Raw genomic sequence first — 18,962 nt, 5'->3', positions numbered from 1 at the left:
CACCGGGCGTGGCCGTCCCGACGGTCAGGACTCCCGTGGCGGAGCACGGCCGCGGCGCGACGACCGGGCCACCGGCTACTCCGGTCGTGGGGGCAGCACCGACCGCGGATCCGGCTCCGGCCGCGACCCCGGGTCAGGCGCCGGAGGAGGGACGGATCGGTTCCGCGGCGATCCGGGTGGCCGTCCGGTGGCGGGGGACCGGCGAGGCGGAGAGCGACAGGACCGCCGTCCGGGCACCCAGCGCTCCGAGGGCTCCTGGCAGTACCGCCGTCCGGTGGCCGGCGGCCGGCCGGACGGGAGCTGGCAGGACCGGCGACCGGGTGCCGACCGTGGACAGGGCTCCTGGCGGGACCGTCGACCGGGTGCGGACCGCCCCGACGGAGCGGCCCGGGAGCGACGGTCCGGGACGGACCGTGGAGAGGGCGCCGGCCGTGACCGCCGTCCGGTCGCCGGGGACAGGCCCGGCAGCGACCGCCGCCCGGCCGGCGGCGAGCGGGCGGGTGGCTGGCGCGAGCGTCGTCCCGGCGGGGAGCGCACGGAAGGGGCCTGGCGGGACCGCCGGCCCGCCGGGGGCGACCGTCCGCAGGGCTCGTGGCGTGACCGCCGGCCGACGGGCGACCGCCCGGGCGGGGACCGCGCGCGCAGCGGACGCGATGCGGGCCCGCAGAGCGGCAACCGGTCCTGGCAGGACCGGCGTCCCGCGCCGCCGAGCGGCGACCGCGACCGCTCGAGCGGTCGTCCCGGCCGCGCCGACGCGCACCGACCCGACGAGCGCAGCCGGGGCACGGGTCGCCCAGTGGGTACCGGCCGTCCCGACCGCGCGGGCGGCGGCACCTGGCGCGACCGCCGTCCGAGCGACGACCGCAGGGGACGCCCCGCCGCCCCGGCCCGCGTCGACCGCACGCCACCCGTCCCACCGGGTCCCGTCCTGCCCGAGTGGGCCGACCCCCGCGAGCTCGACGCGGGCGTCCGGGCGGCCCTGCGGGGGCTCGACTCCCGCAACGCCGAGACCGTGGCCCGGCACCTCGTCGTCGCGGGCAACCTGCTCGACGAGGACCCCGAGCTCGCCCTGGCGCACGCGCGGGCGGCTCGTGACCGCGCGTCCCGCATCGCCGTGGTCCGGGAGGCCGTCGGCGTCGCCGCGTACCACGCGGGCGACTACGCCGAGGCCTCACGCGAGCTGCGGGCCTACCGCCGGATGAGCGGCGACGAGAGCTACCGCGCCGTGCTGGCCGACTGTGAGCGGGCGCAGGGCCGCCCCGAGGTGGCGCTGCGGCTCGTCCGCGAGGCGCTCGCGGAGCACCCGGACCGGGCCGAGGTCGTGGAGCTGCAGCTGGTCGAGGCCGGCGTCCGTCAGGACCTCGGCGAGGTGCCGGCGGCCCGCCTCGTGCTCGAGGGCGCGCTCGGCGGTCGGCCCCAGCCCACCGGCGTGGACCTCACCGACGAGGGCACCCGGCGGCTCGCATCGGCCTACGCCGACCTGCTCACCGCCGTCGAGGACCCGGCCGCCGCGGCGTGGCAGGACGCCGTGTCCGCCGCCTCGCCGGAGGAGGACCACGACGTCGAGTTCGGCGAGGCCGAGTTCGGCGGGGTCGAGTTCGGCGAGGTCGAGCTCGGCGGGGAGGAGCTGCCGGTCGACGCACTGGCTGCGGACACCGCCGACAACGCGCCCACGACCGACGCCGTCGCCGACGGGCCGGACGCCGGCGAGGTCGGCCCCGGGGAGGGCGACGCGGCCGACGCCGGCGCGGAGTACGGGACCGGGGCCGACCTCGACTTCGACGAGGACGTCGAGCGGGAGGTCGCCGAGCTGCTGGGCGAGGTCGAGGCGCCCGCGGAGGACGAGCCGGAGCACTGACCTCCGACGACTGCGCGACCGCCGTCCACACGCCGGCCGACGGTCCACAGCAGCCGACGTCGGGCTCCCGGGGTGCCGTGGCCGGGCGAGGCTGCCGTCATGAGCGTGGCAGTGATCGACCGGAACGACGTCGTGCTCCGCGGGCGCGTCTCGGCACCCGCGGAGCTGAGGTCCCTCCCGAGCGGGGACACCCTGGTGACCTTCCGCCTGGTGGTGCGCCGGCCCGAGCCCCGGGCCCGAGGCCAGTCGGTGGACGTGCTGACCTGCATCACCTACGACCGGGCCCTGCAGCGACGCATCGCGGCCTGGGAGGCCGGGGACGTCGTCGAGGTCGAGGGCGCGCTGCAGCGGCGGTTCTGGCGGACGCCCGGCGGCACGGCCTCGGTGTGCGAGGTGAACTGCCGGCGCGGCCGCAAGGTGCCCCGCACCGCCGGGGGGACGGTCCGGACGGCGTGAGCGGCTCAGCCGGCGTGCGGGCGGAGGACCAGCCCGGTCCGCGGCTTGGGGACGAACAGCGTCGACTTGCGCGGCATCCGCGCCCCGGCGCGGGCGACCGCGGCGACGTCGGTGGGGGAGGGCGCCCGCAGCAGCAGGGCCACCCCGTTGCGCCGGGACGCCAGGCCGAGGGCCTCCGGGACGTCGTGGGCCACGAGGACCGACCCCGGGTCGTCCGGCCGGTGCCACAGGTGCCCGACGAGACCGGTGGTGGCCAGGACGACGTCCAGGCCGCGCCAGGCCGAGGGCGCCTCGACCGGCACCGTGGCCCGGACCTCCGCGGACGGCTCCGACAGCGCGAGGAGCCGGCGGCCGTCGCTGAGCAGGAAGAGCGCCCCCTCCCGACCGTCCTGCTCCGCACCGGTTCCCGTGGCGCGGACGGCGTCGGCGAGCGCGTCGGGATCCGGGCCGGCCGGGATCTCCGTGACGGTGAAGCCACGGGCGGCGGCCTCCCCGGCCGCCTCGAGGGACAGGTCGGGGACGACCCGGTGGATCGCCTGCACCCGCAGCCCACCGGACCCCATCGGCGTCAGCAGCGCCAGCACGCGGCAGTCGCCGGCGGGATGGGTGCGGTGCAGCGCCCGCGCCGCGGCGAAGCGGTGGTGACCGTCGGCGATGACCGCCCCGGTGCGCGCCAGGGCCGCGGTCAGCCTGCGGAGCACCTCCTCGTCGGCGATCCGCCAGAGGCGGTGGCGGACGCCGTCGGTGTCGGTGAGCTCCATGCCGGACGGGCCGGACAGTGCGGTGCGGGTGAGGGCGGCGACCTCCGGATCCGGGTCGTGGGCGAGCACGATCGGCTCGAGGTCGGTGGCCGTTGCCTCCAGCAGTGCCCGCCGGCCCTCGACGGCCGGCGGGAAGGTGTCCTCGTGCGGCAGCACCGCCCGCCCGCCGGCGGCGGCGACGGCCACCGCCCCCAGCCAGCCGACCGTCGCCGCTCCCTCGGCGGGCTGCATCTCGTAGAGCCACAGGGCAGGGGTGCCGTCCCGGACGAGCACGCCGGCGTCCTCCCACTCGCGCAGCGTGCGCGCCGCACGGGCCGCGGTGTCCTCGCCCGGACGGCCGCCGCCGGGCCCGGTCGCGCCGGCGGTGCCCGGTCCAGACGTGCCGCCCGGCAGGATCAGACGGACGATGTTGTGCGGATCGGCGGCGGCCAGTCGTTCCCGGCCGTCCGGCGTCACCAGGTCGTAGGCTGGCGAGCTCACCCGGGCCAGGTGGCCGGGGTCGTGCCGCTGGTAGGTCAGTGCCCGGAAGGGCCGGACGTCGAGTCCCGTCGCGGTGAGGGACGGGGAGTCCGCCGACGACGAGTGCACGACGGGATCGTAGGAGCCGCCCGTCGCGCGCTGCGCCGGCGGCCCGGTCCTCGCTGTCCGGCCGACGGCGGGCACGCGATCCGCACGAGCGGGAGGACGACGGTGTCGACAGCAGGCTCACCCGACGACGAGCTGCCCGGGGAGGGGATCCCGGGGGGCGGGGTCTACGAGTGGTACCGGCGGGGGCTGGACCTGCTGGCCAGTGGCGACCCGGCGGCCGCGGCGACCCTGCTCGGCCGGGCGGCCGAGGCCGAGCCCGGCTCGCGCAGCATCCTCGAGGCGCTCGCGCGTGCCCAGTACGACGCCGGTCGCTATGCCGATGCGATCGACAGCTTCGCGCAGCTCGCCGCGGGAAACCCCACCGACGACTACGCGCACTTCGGGCTGGGCCTGGCCGCCAGCCGGGCCGGCGACCTCGGGCTGGCAGCCGAGCACCTCGCTCTGGCCGTGGCGATGCGCCCGGACCTGGCCCACTACGCCCGCGCCCTGCGCGGCGTGCGGGCCCGGAGGGCGTCGCAGCGGGGGTCCGCGTGACCGGCCCGCTCCCGGCCGGCGACGGCGCGGGCGGGCGGCCGGGTCTCGCCGCCGGCAGCACGCGGGCCCCGGCCCTGGTCCACGACGTCGCGCTGCTCGACCTCGACGGCGTCGTCTACGTCGGGCCGGACGCGGTGCCCGGTGTCCCGGAGGCGCTGGCGCGGGCACGGGAGCGCGGCATGCGGCTGGGCTTCGTCACCAACAACGCGGCCCGTCCACCGGAGGAGGTGGCCGGGCACCTGTCCGACCTCGGCGTCCCGGCCACGCCCGCCGAGGTCATCACCAGCTCGCAGGCGGCCGCCTCGGTCGTGGCCGGGATGCTCGGCGCGGGCGCCCGGGTGCTGCCCGTGGGCGGCCCCGGGGTCGCGGCGGCGTTGCGGGCGGCCGGGCTGACCGTGGTCGGGACCGCCGAGGAGGACCCCGCCGCGGTGGTGCAGGGCTACGGCCGGGAGGTCGGCTGGGCGCAGCTGGCCGAGGCCGTCGTCGCCGTCCGCAACGGCGCCCGGCACGTGGCCACCAACACCGACGCCACCATCCCCTCACCGCGCGGGCCGCTGCCCGGCAACGGGGCGATGGTCCGCGTCGTCCGGGAGGTCACCGGCCGCGAGCCTCTCGTCACCGGGAAGCCCGACCCGGCGATGCACGCCGAGTGCGTCCGCCGCACCGCAGCCGAGCGTCCGCTGGTGGTCGGCGACCGGCTCGACACCGACATCGAGGGCGCCCACCGGGCCGGCGCCGCGAGCCTGCTGGTGTTCAGCGGCGTGACCGACCCGGCGCTGCTGCTGGCCGCCGGTCCGCTGCACCGGCCCGACCTGATCGCCGCCGACGCGGGCGGGCTGCTGGTGCCACACCCCCCGGTCACCGGCGGGGCCGGAGGACCCTGGAGCTGCGGTCGCTGGGCCGTCACCGCCGCGGACGGCGGTCCGCTCGAGCTGCGGACCACCGGGGAGGACGGGGACCGCGGGGACGGTCTCGACGGGCTGCGCGCCCTGTGCCTGGCCGCGTGGGCGCGCGCTCCCGAAGGTGCGCCGACGCAGGTGCGGGCCGCCGACGGGGAGGCCCGCCGGGTGCTCGCCGAGTGGGGCCTGGCAGGGCGGTGAGACCGTCGGGGACCGGCTGCGCGGGCCGCCGGCGGGACGGGTCCGGGCCCGGTCGGCGCGAGCCTCGCCGTCGTCCCCGGCCGGTACCCTCGCCAGCCGGGGGCGCAGCTGTCCGCCGCCCGCGCCCGCCGTCCGGCGGCCCCTTCCCGCACCCGTCCGAGAGGCCAGCGCCATGACCGAGTCGAGCCGGCCGCACCCGGTGCCGGGCCCGCCGCGGCCCGGTCCCGGCCGCGTCGCGGCCCCGGTCCCGGCGCGGCCCGCGGACCCCGCCGGAGGCCGCACGCCGGCCGACGGCACCGCTGGAGACGGCACCGCTGGAGACGGCACCGCTGTCGACGGGACCGCCGCGCGGTTCACCGACCTCGCCCAGCGGCCGGTGAGCGAGCACGTCGCCGTCTTCGAGGCCGAGCACGACCGCCTGCGGCGCGAGCTCGGCACGATCGACCAGCTCTGATGGCCCGCCGCAGCCGACTCGACGCCGAACTGGTCCGCCGGGGCCTGGCCCGCTCCCGCGAGCACGCCGTCGAGCTGATCAGCGAGGGACGGGTCGCCGTCGCCGGGCGTGCCGCCACCAAGCCGGCCACCGGCGTCGAGGCGGGCACGCCGGTCGTGGTGCGCACCGACCCCGACGAGCACCGCTGGGTCTCGCGCGGCGCGCACAAGCTGCTGGGCGCCCTGGACGCCTTCGCCGTCCCCGTGGAGGGGCGCCGCGCCCTGGACGCCGGCGCCTCGACCGGGGGCTTCACCGAGGTGCTGCTCACCCGCGGTGCCCGCGAGGTGGTCGCCGTCGACGTCGGCTACGGCGAGCTGGCCTGGTCGCTGCGCACCGACGACCGCGTCCGGGTACTGGAGCGCACCAACGTCCGCACGCTGACCCCGGAGCAGATCGAGGGCCCGGTCGACCTCGTGGTCGCCGACCTGTCGTTCATCTCGCTGCGGCTGGTGCTGCCGGCGCTGACCGCCTGCGCCACCGGGGAGGCCGACCTGCTCCCGATGGTCAAGCCGCAGTTCGAGGTCGGCCGCGAGCGGCTGGGCTCCGGCGGCGTCGTCCGCGACCCCGCGGCCCGCGCGGCCGCCGTCCTCGAGGTCGCCACGGCCGCGGCCGACCTCGGCTGGGGCACCGCCGGCGTCGTCGCCAGCCCGCTGCCCGGCCCGGCGGGCAACGTGGAGTTCTTCCTGTGGCTGCGCCGCGACGCCGGGCGCCCCGACGAGGCCGCCGTGCGCCGCGCCGTCGAGGAGGGACCGCCGTGAGCGGGTGGGCACGGACGCCCGCGCCGGGGGACGCTGGGGACGGGGCGCCCCGCACCAGAAACGCGACCACCGCAGGGCAGAGCGAGGAGGACCGATGAGCGAGGCCGGCCAGGGCGGTTGGCGTCCCGGAGGCGGTCGGCACGTGCTGCTGGCCGTCCACACCGGGCGGCAGGACATCACCGAGCTGGCCCGCAGCTCCGCCGCGCGGCTGGCGCGCGCCGGCATCACCGTGCGCGTCCTCGACGACGAGGCCGACGCGCTCGGCATCGACGGCGCCGAGGTGGTCCCCGCCGACGCCGAGGCCGCCCGCGGCGCCGAGATCGTCATGGTCTTCGGTGGCGACGGCACCTTCCTGCGCGCCGCCGAGCTGGCCCGCTACAGCCACGCCGCGCTGATGGGCGTCAACCTCGGCCGGGTCGGCTTCCTCGCCGAGACCGAGCCCGAGGCGGTCGAGGAGACGCTGACGGCGATCGAGCAGTGCACGTACTCGGTGGAGAAGCGGCTGGCCATCGAGGTCGACGTCCTCGACGCCGCGGGCAACGTCGTCGGCGGCACCTGGGCGCTCAACGAGGTGTCGGTGGAGAAGGCGCAGCGCTCGCGGGTGCTCGACGTCGTCATCTCCATCGACGGCCGGCCGCTGACCAGCTTCGGCTGCGACGGCGTCCTGTTCGCCACCCCGACCGGCTCCACGGCCTACGCCTTCTCCGCCGGCGGCCCGGTGGTGTGGCCCGACGTCGAGGCGCTGCTGCTGGTGCCCACCAACGCGCACGCCCTCTTCTCCCGGCCCCTGGTCACCTCGCCGGACGCGGTGCTGTCGGTGGCCATCCCGCCCGACGGCAACCGTGCCCGCGTCTCGGCCGACGGCCGGCGCGCCCTCGACGTCCCCGACGGCGGCCGGGTCGACGTCCGGCGCGCCGCCCGCCCGGTGCGCATCGCCCGCGTGCACCCGGCGACCTTCGGCGACCGCCTGGTCGCCAAGTTCGGGCTGCCCGTGCGCGGCTTCCGCGACGCCCGCCGGCACGACCCCGGCCACGAGCTGCGGCCCTCGCGCAACGTCCTCGCCCGCGACGTCGTGACCCTCGCCGACGGCAACGGCGCGGCAGGGGAGGAGGTGCGCGGTGGCACCGCGGACCCCCACGCGTGAGCGCGCCGGCCGCGCCCGGACCGCGCCGGCCACCCCGGCCGCAGACACCCCCGCGACCCCTGCCGCCGACGGCCCGGGGACGGCGGCGCAGGAGCCCGACGGCGGCCGGACGCCGGCACGCCGGGACGGCGCCGCCCAGCGGCTGGGCCGGCTGACCGAGCTGCGCATCCGCGGCCTCGGCGCCATCGACGACGTGACCCTCGAGCTGGGCCGCGGGCTGACCGTGGTCACCGGCGAGACCGGCGCCGGCAAGACGATGGTCGTGACCGGCCTGACGCTCCTCTTCGGCGGCCGCGCGGACCCCGGCCGGGTGCGCGCGACCGGCCGCGCCGGCGTCGAGGGGCGCCTCGAGCTGCCGGCGGAGTCCCCGGTGTGGGCGCGGGCCGCCGACGCCGGCGCCGAGCCCGACGACGACGGCAGCCTGATCCTCGCCCGCACGGTCAGCGCCGAGGGCCGCTCGCGGGCGCACCTCGGCGGGCGCAGCGTGCCGGTGGGCGTCGTCGCGGAGCTGGCCGAGGGGCTGCTGGCCGTGCACGGGCAGAGCGACCAGCTGCGGCTGTCCCGCCCGGCCGAGCAGCGCAACGCCCTCGACCGCTACGCCGGGCCTGCGCACCTGCAGTTGCTGGAGACCTACCGCGCCGCCCACACCCGCTGGCGGGAGCTCGCCGCCGACCTCGACCGCCGCCGCGGCCAGGCCCGCGAGCTGGCCCAGACCGCCGAGGTGCTGCGGCACGGCCTGGAGGAGATCGAGGCGCTGGCACCCGAGCCGGGCGAGGACGAGGCGCTCGACGCCCAGGCCAAGCGGCTGGGGGACGCCGACGCGCTGCGGGCCGCGGTCGACGAGGCCCGGATGGCGCTGGTCGGCGACGTGACCGGCGACCTCGGCGCCGAGGGCCTGCCGCAGGACGCCACCGCCGCCCTGGCCACCGCCGAGCGGGCGCTGGCCGGCACCGACGACCCCGCGCTGGTGCTCCTGGCCCGCGACCTCGCCGACGCCGTCGCCGTGGTGTCCGACGTCAGCGTGCAGCTGGCCGGCTACGTCGCCGACCTCGACGCCGACCCCGCCCGCCTCGCCGAGGTGCTCGACCGGCGCGCGGCGATCACCGCGCTGGTCCGCAAGTACGCCGACCCGGGGGAGGGGCTGGCCGGCGTGCTGGCCTGGGCCGAGGACGCGCGCGGCAAGCTCTCGGCGCTCGACGTCTCCGACGAGGCGCTCGAGGCGCTGGCGGCCGCCCGTGACACCGCCCGCGCCGAGGTCGACGACCTCGCCGCCCGGATCTCCGCCGGCCGCCGCGCCGCCGCCGACGGCTTCGCCGCCGAGGTCGGCGCGGAGCTCGCGGGCCTGGCGATGAAGAGCGCGCGGGTGTCCTTCTCGGTCGAGAGCCACCCGGACCAGCCGGGACCCGAGGGGATCGACGAGGTCGCGCTGCTCATGGCCGCGCACCCCGGCGCCCCGCCGCGGCCGGTGCACCGCGGCGCGTCCGGCGGTGAGCTCTCGCGGGTCATGCTGGCCATCGAGGTGGTCTTCGCCGGTGCCGACCCGGTGCCGGTCATGGTCTTCGACGAGGTGGACGCCGGCGTCGGCGGGCAGGCCGCGGGCGAGATCGGCCGACGGCTGGCGCGGCTGGCCCGTGACCACCAGGTCGTCGTCGTCACCCACCTCGCGCAGGTGGCCGCCTTCGCCGACACCCACCTGGTGGTGGACAAGTCGCCGGACACCGCGGCCGGCGTCACCGCCACCGACATCCGCGCCGTCGACGGCGAGGACCGCGTGCGGGAGCTGGCGCGCATGCTCTCGGGGCTGTCCGACAGCGACACCGGGCAGGCGCACGCGCGCGAGCTGCTCGCCGTCGCGGCCGCCGCCCGGGAGGGCTGAGCGGGCGGACGGGCGGGCGCCGTCGGGTGGCACACGACCGGGTGGCGGCACGCAGGAATGTCGGACCGACGACGGGGGTAGGTCGATCCCGTGCGCGACGATGCCCCCGCCCGAAGCCCGCTCGTCCCGGCTCCCGCCGCCCGGGTCCCCGGAGGGGACCGGTGAGCTGCTTCAGCTCCGCCGACGAGTCCGCGCACTACGGCTTCTCCGTCTGCATGCTGCTCCAGCAGTACCGCGAGCAGCTGGGCTGGGAGGACGCCCCCGTCGTCGAGCTGGGGACCGGTGACGCCTCCGCGATCGCCGACGTCGTCGCGGGCCTGCCCGGGCTGCGCGTCCGCAGCTACGACATCAGCGCCGACTCGGTGGAGGCGGCGCGGGCCAACATCGCCGCGCGCGGCCTCGCCGACCGCTACACCGTCGAGCTCGGCGACTTCTTCGACCAGGCCGACGCCTCCGGCGGGGAGCCGGTGACCACCGCGCTGTCCAACCCGCCCTACATCCCCGCCCCCGACCGCGACATCCTCATGCCCGAGCTGTGGGGCGGCGAGCGCGGCAACGACCTCACGCTGCAGCTGCTCAAGGCCGGCTACGACCACGTGGTCACCGCGGTCGCCAGCTACGCCGACCCGGTCACCACCGTGAGCACCGCCGCCGACCTCGGCTACCGGGTGGTCAACTTCCTCGCCATGGGGCTGGACTACGGGCCCTACAGCAGCGAGCCGAAGGTCCGCGCGCAGATCGCGAGGATCGTCGCCGAGGGGCGCGGCTGGGCCGGCGACGACGAGTACATGGTCGCCGTCGCGCTGTTCACGCGGGACCCCGGCATCCCGGGCGACCGCGGCGACCAGCTGCTGCGGGCCCTGCAGCTGCCCGCCTGAGGGCCCGGCCCGGCGGCACGAGCCCGGCCGTTCAGCGGCGCTTCGCGTACCCCGCCAGCCCGAACTGCAGCAGCGACAGGCCGCGCCGCCCGGCCGTGCGCAGCTCGTCGGCGAGCGCCGGCCCCGTGACACCGGCCAGCGCGCGGTCGCGGGCCAGCTCCAGGAGCCGGCCGTAGAGCGCGGTCACCGCCGAGGCGGTGAGCTCGGGCTCCACCGCGCCGTCGTCGGCGCCGGTCTCCGCGCGGATCTGCGCCGCCAGCGCGGCGGTGATCTCGCCGAGGATCTCCCGCTCGCGGGCCTGCAGCGTGCGGGAGCCGCGCACCACCCGGGCCATCGCGGCCACCCCCTCGGCGGCCTCGGGCGCCCCGAGCATCGTCATCGCGCGGACCACGAAGGTGCCGGCCGCCGCGGCCACCGACTCCCCGGCCGGGCGGGTGGCCACCGCGTGCAGCAGCGCCGCCCGCATCGGCGGGTCGGCGGAGAGGACCAGCCCCTCCTTGACCGGGAAGTGGTTGAACACCGTCTTCTCCACCACACCCGCCCGCTGCGCGATCTCCACGACGCTGACGGCGTCGAAGCCGCGCTCGGCGAACAGCTCGGCGGCGGCGTCGACGATCCGGTCGTGCGTCTCCAGCCGGCGGCGCTCGCGGACGCCGGAGCCCCGGCGGTCGCGGCGGCGGCCCGACCGCCGGCCCTCGGCGGGCGGCGCGGGGGCGGGCGCCGGCGCGGCGGCCGGCTCCTGCGGCACGGCCCGGATCACCGGCGGCGGCGCGGGCGCCGGGGCGGAGTCCGGCCCGGGCAGCGGCCGGGAGCCTTCGTCCGCGGCCCCGGGACGGGTCGCCGGGACGATGGCAGCAGGAGCCCCACGAGTCACATCGGCCAACGCTAGACAGCGCGGCTGGCAGCACCGGGGGTGCCGGTGGGGCGCACGCGCCGGGCGTGTCGCGCCGCCCGTGGTGTCGGACACCCTGCGTGACCAGGCAGTTGCGGGAGCGCGTCGGACGACGGCCCCCGGGAGCCTCCGTGGGACCATGGCCGAATGCGCATCGGCACCCTGCGACGGAGCCGGGCCCAGGAGACGGCACCCGGGGTGAGCGGCACCGTCCGGCTGGACCGTCGCACCAAGAACCTCACCAAGCGCCTGCGGCCCGGCGACGTCGCCGTCATCGACCACGTCGACATCGACCGCGTGAGCGCGGACTCGCTGGTCGCCGCGAAGGTCGGCGCCGTGGTCAACGCCGCGCCGAGCATCTCCGGCCGCTATCCCAACCTCGGCCCCGAGATCCTCACCGCGGCCGGCATCCCCCTCGTCGACGGCGTCGGCAAGGACGTGTTCGCCGCGCTCAAGGAGGGTGCGCAGGTCCGCGTCGAGGGCGCCACGCTCTACGGGCCCGACGGCACCGCCGTCGCGGAGGGCACCGAGCAGACCCCCGAGACCGTCGCCACCGCGATGGCCGAGGCCAAGGCCGGGCTGTCCACGCAGTTGGAGGCGTTCGCCACCAACACGATGGAGTACATGAAGCGCGAGCGCGCGCTGCTGCTCGACGGCGTCGGCGTCCCGGACGTGAAGACGGCGATCGAGGGCCGGCACGTGCTCGTCGTCGTCCGCGGGTACGACTACAAGGAGGACCTGCAGGCGCTGCGGTCCTACATCCGCGACTACCGGCCGGTGCTGGTCGGGGTCGACGGCGGCGCGGACGCCCTCATCGAGGCCGGCTACCAGCCGGACATGATCATCGGCGACATGGACTCGGTCAGCGACCACGTCCTGCGCAGCGGGGCGGAGGTCGTCGTGCACGCCTACGTCGACGGCCGCGCGCCCGGCCTCAAGCGGGTCCAGGACCTCGGGGTCCCGGCGATCACCTTCCCGGCCGCGGCGACCAGCGAGGACATCGCCATGCTGCTGGCCGACGAGAAGGGCGCCAAGCTCATCGTCGCCGTCGGCACGCACGCCACGCTCGTGGAGTTCCTCGACAAGGGCCGCGGCGGCATGGCCTCGACCTTCCTCACCCGGCTGCGGCTGGGCGGCAAGCTGGTCGACGCCAAGGGCGTGAGCCGGCTCTACCGCAGCCGCATCTCGACCGGCGCGCTCGTCGTGCTCGTGCTCGCCGCGCTGCTCGCGATCGTCGCCGCCCTGGCCGTCACCACCGCCGGGCGGATCTACCTCGACCTGCTGGTCGACCAGTGGGACAGCTTCGTGTTCTGGTTGGAGAACCTCTTCTCGTGATCGACTTCCGCTACCACCTGGTCTCCCTGATCGCGGTGTTCCTCGCGATCGCCCTGGGGCTGGTGATCGGCGCGACCCAGCTGTCGGGACCGCTGCTGGACAACCTGCAGGGGCAGGTCACCTCGCTGCAGGAGGACAAGCGCGAGCTGGAGGACACCACCCAGGGGCTGCAGACGCAGGTCGACAGCAGCCAGGCCTTCGAGTCCGCCGTCGCCCCGGCCCTGGTGCGCGGCGCCCTGACCGGCCGCAGCGTGCTGCTGGTGCTCGCGTCCGAGGACGTCACGACCGACACCGTCGAGGAGGTCACCGCGCTGGTGACCGAGGCCGGCGGCACGGTCGCCGGGCAGGTCTCCCTGGCGCCGGAGTACAGCGACCCGGCCAGCGAGCCGGGCCTGCAGAGCTACGTGACGGGCCCCGGCCGCCCGGCCGGCGTGGAGCTGCCCGAGACCGACGACACCGGCCAGCTCGTCGGCGCGCTGCTCGCCCAGGTGCTCATGGTCCCGGCCACCGAGGGCGCGCCCGCCCCCGACACCGCGGCGGTCTCCACCGTGCTCGCGGGCCTGTCCGCCCTCGACGTCCTGTCCCAGGACTCCACGACCGTCACGCCCGCCGACTTCGCCGTCGTCCTCACCGGCGGCGCGCTGGACGGCAAGGACGCCGCGGACCGCAACGACGTCCTGCTGGACCTGGCCACCGCCCTCGACGCCGCGGGCTCCGGCGCCGTGGTGGCCGGCGACGCCGCCTCGGCGGGCGAGGCCGGCCTGGTCGGCGTGGTCCGGGCCGACCCGGAGGTCTCCGCGGCGGTCTCCACCGTGGACAACGTGACCAGCCCGTCGGGCCAGATCAGCACCGTGCTGGCGCTGGGCCGCGAGCGCGAGGGCACCTCCGGCAAGTACGGCACCGGGGAGGACGCCCAGCCGGTCCCGCCGGTGCCCGCCGCCACCCCGTGACCGCGCGCCCGCTCCTCGTCCTCGCCGGGGCGGCGGCCGCCCGGGCCGGCCTGGCCGCGGCGCGCGCGCTCGACGCCCGCCCGGCCGGGGCCCCGTGGCGGCGCACCAACTACGCCGGCCGCCCGGTGACCCTGCTCGGCGGGCCGGCGCTGGCCGCGGCCGCCACCGCCGGCGCCGTCCTCGGCGCGCCGGCCGGCACGCGCGGTGCGGCCGCGGTGGCCGGCGCGGTGTCCGGGCTGGTCGGCGGCTACGACGACCTCGCCGGCGCCCGCCCGGAGCAGGCCCGTGACAAGGGCCTGGCCGGGCACCTCGCGGCGCTGCGGGCCGGGCGGGTGTCGGCCGGTGCGGTGAAGGTCGCCGGCATCGGCGCGGCCGCCGCGGTCGCCGCGGTGCTCCACGAGGACCCCGCTGCCCCCCGGACCCCGCTCCGCTCGGCCCGGGCCCCCGCGGCGGGGCCGCTCCGTCACCTCACCGGCGCGGCGGACGTCGTCCTCACCACCGGCCTCGTGGCCGGCACCGCCAACCTGGTGAACCTCCTGGACCTCCGCCCCGGCCGCGCGGCGAAGGCCGCGACCCTCGCCGCCGCTGCCACGCTGCGCGGGCCCGCGGGCGACCTGGTGGCGGCGCCGCTCGGTGCGGCGCTGGCCGTGCTGCCCGCCGACCTCGGCGAGCAGGTGATGCTCGGCGACGCCGGCGCCAACGCCGTCGGCGCGCTCCTCGGCCTGCGGCTGGCCGCGGTCCCCTCGCGCCCGGCGCGGGCGGCGCTGCTGGCCGCGGTCACCGCGCTCACCCTCGCCAGCGAGCGGGTCAGCTTCACCCGGGTCATCGAGGCCACGCCGGGCCTGCGCGAGCTCGACCGGCTCGGCCGCCGCCCGGCGTGACGTCCGCGGGGCCGACGGTGTCGGGGCGGCGCGTGGCGCAGGGCGTCGCCGGCGCCGCCGCGCTGATCGCGGTCCTCACCGTGCTGGCCCGGCTCGCCGGGTTCGGGCGCACGCTGGTGTTCACCAACGCCGTCGGCGCCGACAGCACCGGCGACACCTACACCGCGGCCAACACCGTCCCGAACATCGTCTTCGAGGTGGTCGCCGGCGGGGCGCTGGCCTCCCTCGTCGTGCCGATGCTGGCGGGGGGCATCGCCGCCGGCGACCGCGAGCAGGTGCGCCGGACCGCCTCGGCGCTGCTGGGCTGGACGCTGCTGGTCCTCGTGCCGCTGGCCGCCCTGCTCGCCGTCCTGGCGCACCCGATCGCCGCGCTGCTGCTCGGCGGCGGCACGGCGGCCGAGGTCGACCTGGCCGCCCGCTTCCTGCTGGTCTTCGCGCCGCAGGTCGTGCTCTACGGCCTGGCCGTCGTGGGGACCGGCGTGCTGCAGGCGCACCGCCGCTTCGCCGGCCCGGCGATCGCGCCGCTGCTGTCCAGCGTCGTCGTCGCGGCGGCCTACGCCGCCTTCGCCTGGCTGGGCGGTGCCCGGGACGTCGGGGACCTGACGACGCCGGCCGAGCTGGTCCTCGGCGTCGGGACGACGCTCGGCGTGGTCGCGCTCGCCCTCGCCGTCCTCGTACCGGTGCGGCGGCTGCGGCTGGGGCTGCGGCCCTCGCTGCGCTTCCCGGTGGGCGCCGCGCCGCAGGTGCGCCGGCTCGCGGTCGCCGGCGTGCTCACCCTCGCCGGGCAGCAGCTGGTGGCCGCGGTCGCGATCCGGCTGGCCGGCGACGGCCCCGACGGCACGCAGGTCGCCTACACCGCCGGGCTCACGCTCTTCCTCGTGCCGTGGGCCGCGGTCGCGGTGCCGCTGGCCACGTCGGCCTATCCGCTGATGGCCGAGCGGGCCGCCGCCGGGGACCTGGCGGGCTACCGACGCGCGCTGGCCCCGGTGACCGCCCTCGTCGTGGTGGCCAGCGCGGTCGCCGCGGCGGTGCTCGCCGCCGTGTCCGGCCCGATGGCGCGGGTGTTCCTCCTCGACGGCGGCCCCGACCGGGTGGCCGCGCTGCGCGACACCGTCGTGGCCTTCGCCCCCGGCCTGGTCGGCTACGGCCTGGTCGCGGTGCTCACCCGGGCGCTGTACGCCCGCGGGCTGTGGCGCGCGCCCACCGCCTGCGTGCTCGGCGGCTGGTTGCTCGCGGTGGCCGCCGACGTGGTCCTCTCCGCCGCCCTGCCGGACGCCGACCGCGCGCTGGCGCTGGCCGCCGGGCACAGCATCGGCGTCACCGCCGCCGGCGCCGCCCTGCTGCTCGCGACCGCGCGGACGGCCGGGCCCGGCGGGCTCGCCGGGCTGGGACGCTGCGGGCTGCCCGCCCTGCTCGCCGGCGGCGCGGGCGCGGCCGCCGGCCTCGCGCTGGCCGGCGCGCTCGGTGCCGACCCGGTGCCGGGGACGTCGCCGGCCGGCGCCGTCGGTGCCGGGGTGCTCATGGCGGCGGCGGTGACCGTGGTGGCCGCGGCGGTCATGATGGGCACGGCGCGCCGGCCCCTGCTCGCGGCGGTGCGCGCACTGCGGACGCCCGGCGGGACGGAGGTGCACGGTGGCTGACTCGCGACCGCTCGACGGCCGCCGGGTCGCCGAGGTGCTGGCCACCAGCACCGGTGGCGTCGGCACCCACCTGCGCTCGGTGCTGCCCGCGCTCGCCGACGCCGGCGCCGACGTCACCGTGTGCGGGCCCGCGGCCACCGACGCGCTGTTCGGCTTCTCCGCAGCCGCCGCCTTCCGCCCCGTGGAGATCTCCGCCGGGCTCGACCCGGTCGCCGACACCCGCGCGGTCCTCGCCCTGCGCCGCGCCGCGGCCGGGAGCGACCTCGTGCACGCCCACGGCCTGCGGGCCGGCCTGGTCGCGGCCGCGGCGGTGCGCAGCGGGGCCCGCCGGCCGCTGGTGGTGACCCTGCACAACGCGCTGCCCGAGCGCGGCGGGCCGCTGGGCCGGGTGCTGGCCTCGGCCGAGCGCGCCACCGTCCGCGCCGCCGACGTCGTCCTGGCCGCCTCCGGTGACCTCGCCGCCAACGCCCGCCGCCTCGGCGCCCGCGACGTGCGGGTGGCTCCGGTGTCGGCCCCCGCGCTGCTCCCGGCGCGCCGGTCCCGCGAGGAGGTCCGCGCCGACCTCGGGCTGGCCGACGGGCGCCCGCTCGTGCTCGCCGTCGGGCGGCTGCACCCGCAGAAGGGCTACGACGTCCTGCTCGACGCCGCCGCGGCGTGGACCGGGGACCCGCAGCCCCTGGTCGCCGTCGCCGGGGACGGGCCGCTGCAGGCCGGGCTCGCCGCGCGGATCGCGGCACAGCGGCTGCCGGTGCGCCTGCTGGGCCGCCGCGACGACGTCGCCGACCTGCTGGCCGCCGCCGACCTCGTCGTGCTGCCCTCGCGCTGGGAGGCGCGCTCGCTGACCGCGCAGGAGGCGCTGCGGGCGGGCACGCCGCTGGTGGCCACGCGCACCGGCGGGCTGCCCGAGCTGCTCGGCGACGGCGCGCTGCTGGTCCCGCCCGGCGACGCCGCCGCCCTCGCCGGCGCCGTCCGGGACCTGCTCGCCGACCCCGCCCGCGCCGCGGCGCTGGCCGAGGCGGGGCGGGAGCAGGCGGCGGGCTGGCCCGACGAGGCCGCCACCGCCCGCACGCTGGCCGCCGTCTACCGCGAGCTGCTGGGGCCACCGCGGTGAGGCGCGCCGCCGTCCTGGTCCTCGCGCTGCTCGCCGTGCTCCTCGCCGGGGCGCCCGGGGTGGCGGGTGCGGCGGAGGACGGCTGGTCGGCCGACCGGGTGCTCGTCGTCGGCGTGCCCGGCCTGGTGTGGGACGACGTCGACCCCGGCCGCACCCCGGCGCTGTGGGAGCTGGCCGACACCTCGCCGGTCGGCGCGGTCTCGGTGCGCGCCGCCCGCTCCACCACCTGCCTGCTCGACGGCTGGGCCACCCTCGGCGCGGGCAACCGTGCCCGCTTCCCGGCGCCCGACGAGCTGCTGCCGATGGTCCCGCTGCCCACCGTGCCGCTGCCCGGCGGCACCCCGGGCACCGCGGGGGAGGCGGGCCCGTCGGAGGCGCCGACCCCGGCCGGGCCGCCGGCCAGCCCCGAGCTGTCGCACTGCGGGCTGCAGGAGCGGCTGGCGCAGGCCGGGCTGGCCGATCCGCTCAGCGCCGTGCGCGCCGTGGCCGAGGACGGCGCCACCGCCCGCTTCGGCGCCGAGCCGGGGGCGCTGGGGCCGCCGTGGGGTGCGCGACGGTCGTCGGCCGGGCGGCGGCGCTGGCCGTCGCCGCACCGGGCGTCGGGCTCACCCGCGAGGACGGCCTGCCGGCCGACGGCGCCGCGCTCGCCGCGCTGCTCGAGCCCTGCCCGCTCACCCTCGTCTCCCTCGACGGCCTGGTCGACGCCGGCGTCCCGGCGCCCGAGGGCAGCGAGACCGGCACCGACCCCGTCAGCCGCGAGGCGGCGCTGACCGCCATCGACGCGCAGGTCGCGCAGCTGCGCGCCGCCGTCGCCGCCCTGCCGGGGGAGACGCTGCTGCTGGTGCAGGGCGTCTCGGAGGTCAACGACGGGCGCCCGCAGCTGCACGTGGGGATCGCGTCGGGCCCCGGGTTCACCGACCCCGGCTGGCTGTCGTCGGCGAGCACGGGGCGGGCGCCGTTCACCCAGCTCATCGACGTCGCCCCGACCGTGCTGCGCGCCCTGGACCTCGAGCAGCCGGCCTCGGTCAACGGTCAGCCGCTCACCGTCACCGAGGGCCGCCCCGGCACCGCGCAGGCGGTCACGGAGCTGACGCGGGCGAACACCGCCGCGGTGACCCACCACCGCAGCACCGGCACGTTCTTCCTCGGGCTGGTCGCGGTGCAGGCCGCCGTCGTCGTGCTGGGGGTGCTCGTGCTGGGCCTGACCCGCGACGCCGGCGTGCGGCCCTCCCGGGCCCGCTGGCGGCCGGCGCTGCGCCTCGCGGCGCTGGCGGCCGCGGCCCTGCCGGTGGCCACCTACCTCGCCGGGCTGGTGCCCTGGGAGCGGGCCGGCTCGCCGCGGTGGGCGCTGGCGGGGGCGCTGCTGCTGGCCGACGCGGTCGTGGTGGCCCTCGCCGCGCTCGGCCCCCGGCGACGCCGCCGGCTCGGGCCGCCGCTGACCGTGCTCGCCATCACCGTGGCCACGCTGGTCGGCGACGTGCTCACCGGCTCGACGCTGGAGCTGGACGCACTGCTCGGCTACGACGCGATCGTCGCCGGGCGGTTCACCGGCTACGGCAACCTCAGCTCCGGCCTGCTGTCGTCGGCCGCCCTGGTGAGCACCGCCGTGGTGGCCGCGCTCGCCGGCCGGTGGGCCGGCGCCGGGCGTGACGACGGCGGGCGGCGGGCGCGGCGGGTCACCGGCGCCGTCGTGCTGGGCGCCGGGCT

17 protein-coding genes are annotated in these 18,962 nt (G+C 78.7%); 15 read left to right on the top strand and 2 right to left on the bottom strand.

What is annotated here, in order from left to right; translation table 11 throughout:
* The first annotated feature begins 796 nt into the window (after positions 1–796).
* Positions 797–1,858, top strand: coding sequence for a hypothetical protein (locus JD79_RS18020; protein WP_110006649.1), 1,062 nt, complete (start codon positions 797–799; stop codon positions 1,856–1,858).
* A 99-nt stretch (positions 1,859–1,957) separates the two neighbouring features.
* Positions 1,958–2,314 (top strand): single-stranded DNA-binding protein, encoded by a 357-nt coding sequence (locus JD79_RS18015; RefSeq protein WP_110007831.1) that lies wholly within the window; start codon positions 1,958–1,960, stop codon positions 2,312–2,314.
* A gap of 5 nt (positions 2,315–2,319) precedes the next feature.
* Here JD79_RS18015 and JD79_RS23160 read toward each other — a convergent pair whose 3' ends face one another.
* Positions 2,320–3,663, bottom strand: coding sequence for a DUF1015 domain-containing protein (locus tag JD79_RS23160; protein WP_211308042.1), 1,344 nt, complete (start codon positions 3,661–3,663; stop codon positions 2,320–2,322).
* A 102-nt stretch (positions 3,664–3,765) separates the two neighbouring features.
* Between JD79_RS23160 and JD79_RS23155 the strand changes: the two genes are divergently transcribed.
* From JD79_RS23155 to JD79_RS17975, 7 genes are all read left to right on the top strand, one after another.
* Entirely contained in the window at positions 3,766–4,197 is a 432-nt protein-coding gene (locus tag JD79_RS23155) for a tetratricopeptide repeat protein (protein ID WP_245900192.1), read from the top strand.
* Positions 4,194–5,297 (top strand): HAD-IIA family hydrolase, encoded by a 1,104-nt coding sequence (locus tag JD79_RS18000; RefSeq protein WP_110006647.1) that lies wholly within the window; start codon positions 4,194–4,196, stop codon positions 5,295–5,297. The genes JD79_RS23155 and JD79_RS18000 overlap by 4 nt, the downstream gene beginning before the upstream one ends.
* Positions 5,298–5,469: 172 nt before the next feature.
* Positions 5,470–5,751: a hypothetical protein gene (locus JD79_RS17995; RefSeq protein WP_110006646.1), complete on the top strand. Its 282-nt coding sequence runs from the start codon at positions 5,470–5,472 to the stop codon at positions 5,749–5,751.
* Positions 5,751–6,548: a TlyA family RNA methyltransferase gene (locus JD79_RS17990; RefSeq protein WP_110006645.1), complete on the top strand. Its 798-nt coding sequence runs from the start codon at positions 5,751–5,753 to the stop codon at positions 6,546–6,548. Before JD79_RS17995 ends, JD79_RS17990 begins: the two co-directional genes overlap by 1 nt.
* Positions 6,549–6,642: 94 nt before the next feature.
* The gene (locus JD79_RS17985) at positions 6,643–7,692 is read left to right on the top strand and encodes an NAD kinase (protein WP_110006644.1); all 1,050 of its coding nucleotides are present in this window, start codon (positions 6,643–6,645) and stop codon (positions 7,690–7,692) included.
* On the top strand, positions 7,667–9,568 hold the full coding sequence (gene recN / locus JD79_RS17980; protein ID WP_211308041.1) for a DNA repair protein RecN: 1,902 nt from the start codon (positions 7,667–7,669) through the stop codon (positions 9,566–9,568). Before JD79_RS17985 ends, recN begins: the two co-directional genes overlap by 26 nt.
* Positions 9,569–9,729: 161 nt before the next feature.
* Positions 9,730–10,446, top strand: a complete 717-nt coding sequence (locus JD79_RS17975; protein WP_110006643.1) for a class I SAM-dependent methyltransferase — start codon at positions 9,730–9,732, stop codon at positions 10,444–10,446.
* Between the two features lie 31 nt (positions 10,447–10,477).
* Here JD79_RS17975 and JD79_RS17970 read toward each other — a convergent pair whose 3' ends face one another.
* Positions 10,478–11,194: a TetR/AcrR family transcriptional regulator gene (locus JD79_RS17970; RefSeq protein ID WP_245900191.1), complete on the bottom strand. Its 717-nt coding sequence runs from the start codon at positions 11,192–11,194 to the stop codon at positions 10,478–10,480.
* 342 nt (positions 11,195–11,536) lie between these two features.
* On the opposite strand from JD79_RS17970, the gene steA reads away from it, so the two are divergent.
* From steA to JD79_RS23945, 6 genes are read left to right on the top strand one after another with little or no spacing between them, the layout of a single operon-like run.
* Complete coding sequence (gene steA / locus JD79_RS17965; RefSeq protein WP_245900190.1) at positions 11,537–12,673, top strand: putative cytokinetic ring protein SteA; 1,137 nt, start codon at positions 11,537–11,539, stop codon at positions 12,671–12,673.
* Positions 12,670–13,623 (top strand): copper transporter, encoded by a 954-nt coding sequence (locus JD79_RS17960; RefSeq protein ID WP_110006640.1) that lies wholly within the window; start codon positions 12,670–12,672, stop codon positions 13,621–13,623. Before steA ends, JD79_RS17960 begins: the two co-directional genes overlap by 4 nt.
* Positions 13,620–14,504: a hypothetical protein gene (locus JD79_RS17955; protein ID WP_110006639.1), complete on the top strand. Its 885-nt coding sequence runs from the start codon at positions 13,620–13,622 to the stop codon at positions 14,502–14,504. Before JD79_RS17960 ends, JD79_RS17955 begins: the two co-directional genes overlap by 4 nt.
* Before the next feature lie 32 nt (positions 14,505–14,536).
* Positions 14,537–16,144: a murein biosynthesis integral membrane protein MurJ gene (gene murJ / locus JD79_RS17950; protein WP_245900189.1), complete on the top strand. Its 1,608-nt coding sequence runs from the start codon at positions 14,537–14,539 to the stop codon at positions 16,142–16,144.
* Positions 16,137–17,255 (top strand): glycosyltransferase family 4 protein, encoded by a 1,119-nt coding sequence (locus JD79_RS17945; protein ID WP_110006638.1) that lies wholly within the window; start codon positions 16,137–16,139, stop codon positions 17,253–17,255. Before murJ ends, JD79_RS17945 begins: the two co-directional genes overlap by 8 nt.
* Positions 17,252–18,025: a hypothetical protein gene (locus JD79_RS23945; RefSeq protein WP_245900188.1), complete on the top strand. Its 774-nt coding sequence runs from the start codon at positions 17,252–17,254 to the stop codon at positions 18,023–18,025. The genes JD79_RS17945 and JD79_RS23945 overlap by 4 nt, the downstream gene beginning before the upstream one ends.
* The last annotated feature ends 937 nt before the right edge of the window (positions 18,026–18,962 follow it).

This window comes from Geodermatophilus normandii (assembly GCF_003182485.1).
In the GTDB taxonomy this organism is placed as follows: Bacteria; Actinomycetota; Actinomycetes; order Mycobacteriales; family Geodermatophilaceae; genus Geodermatophilus; species Geodermatophilus normandii.
Note: the sequence above shows the minus strand (reverse complement) of the source record. Positions and strands in the feature narration are given on the sequence as shown.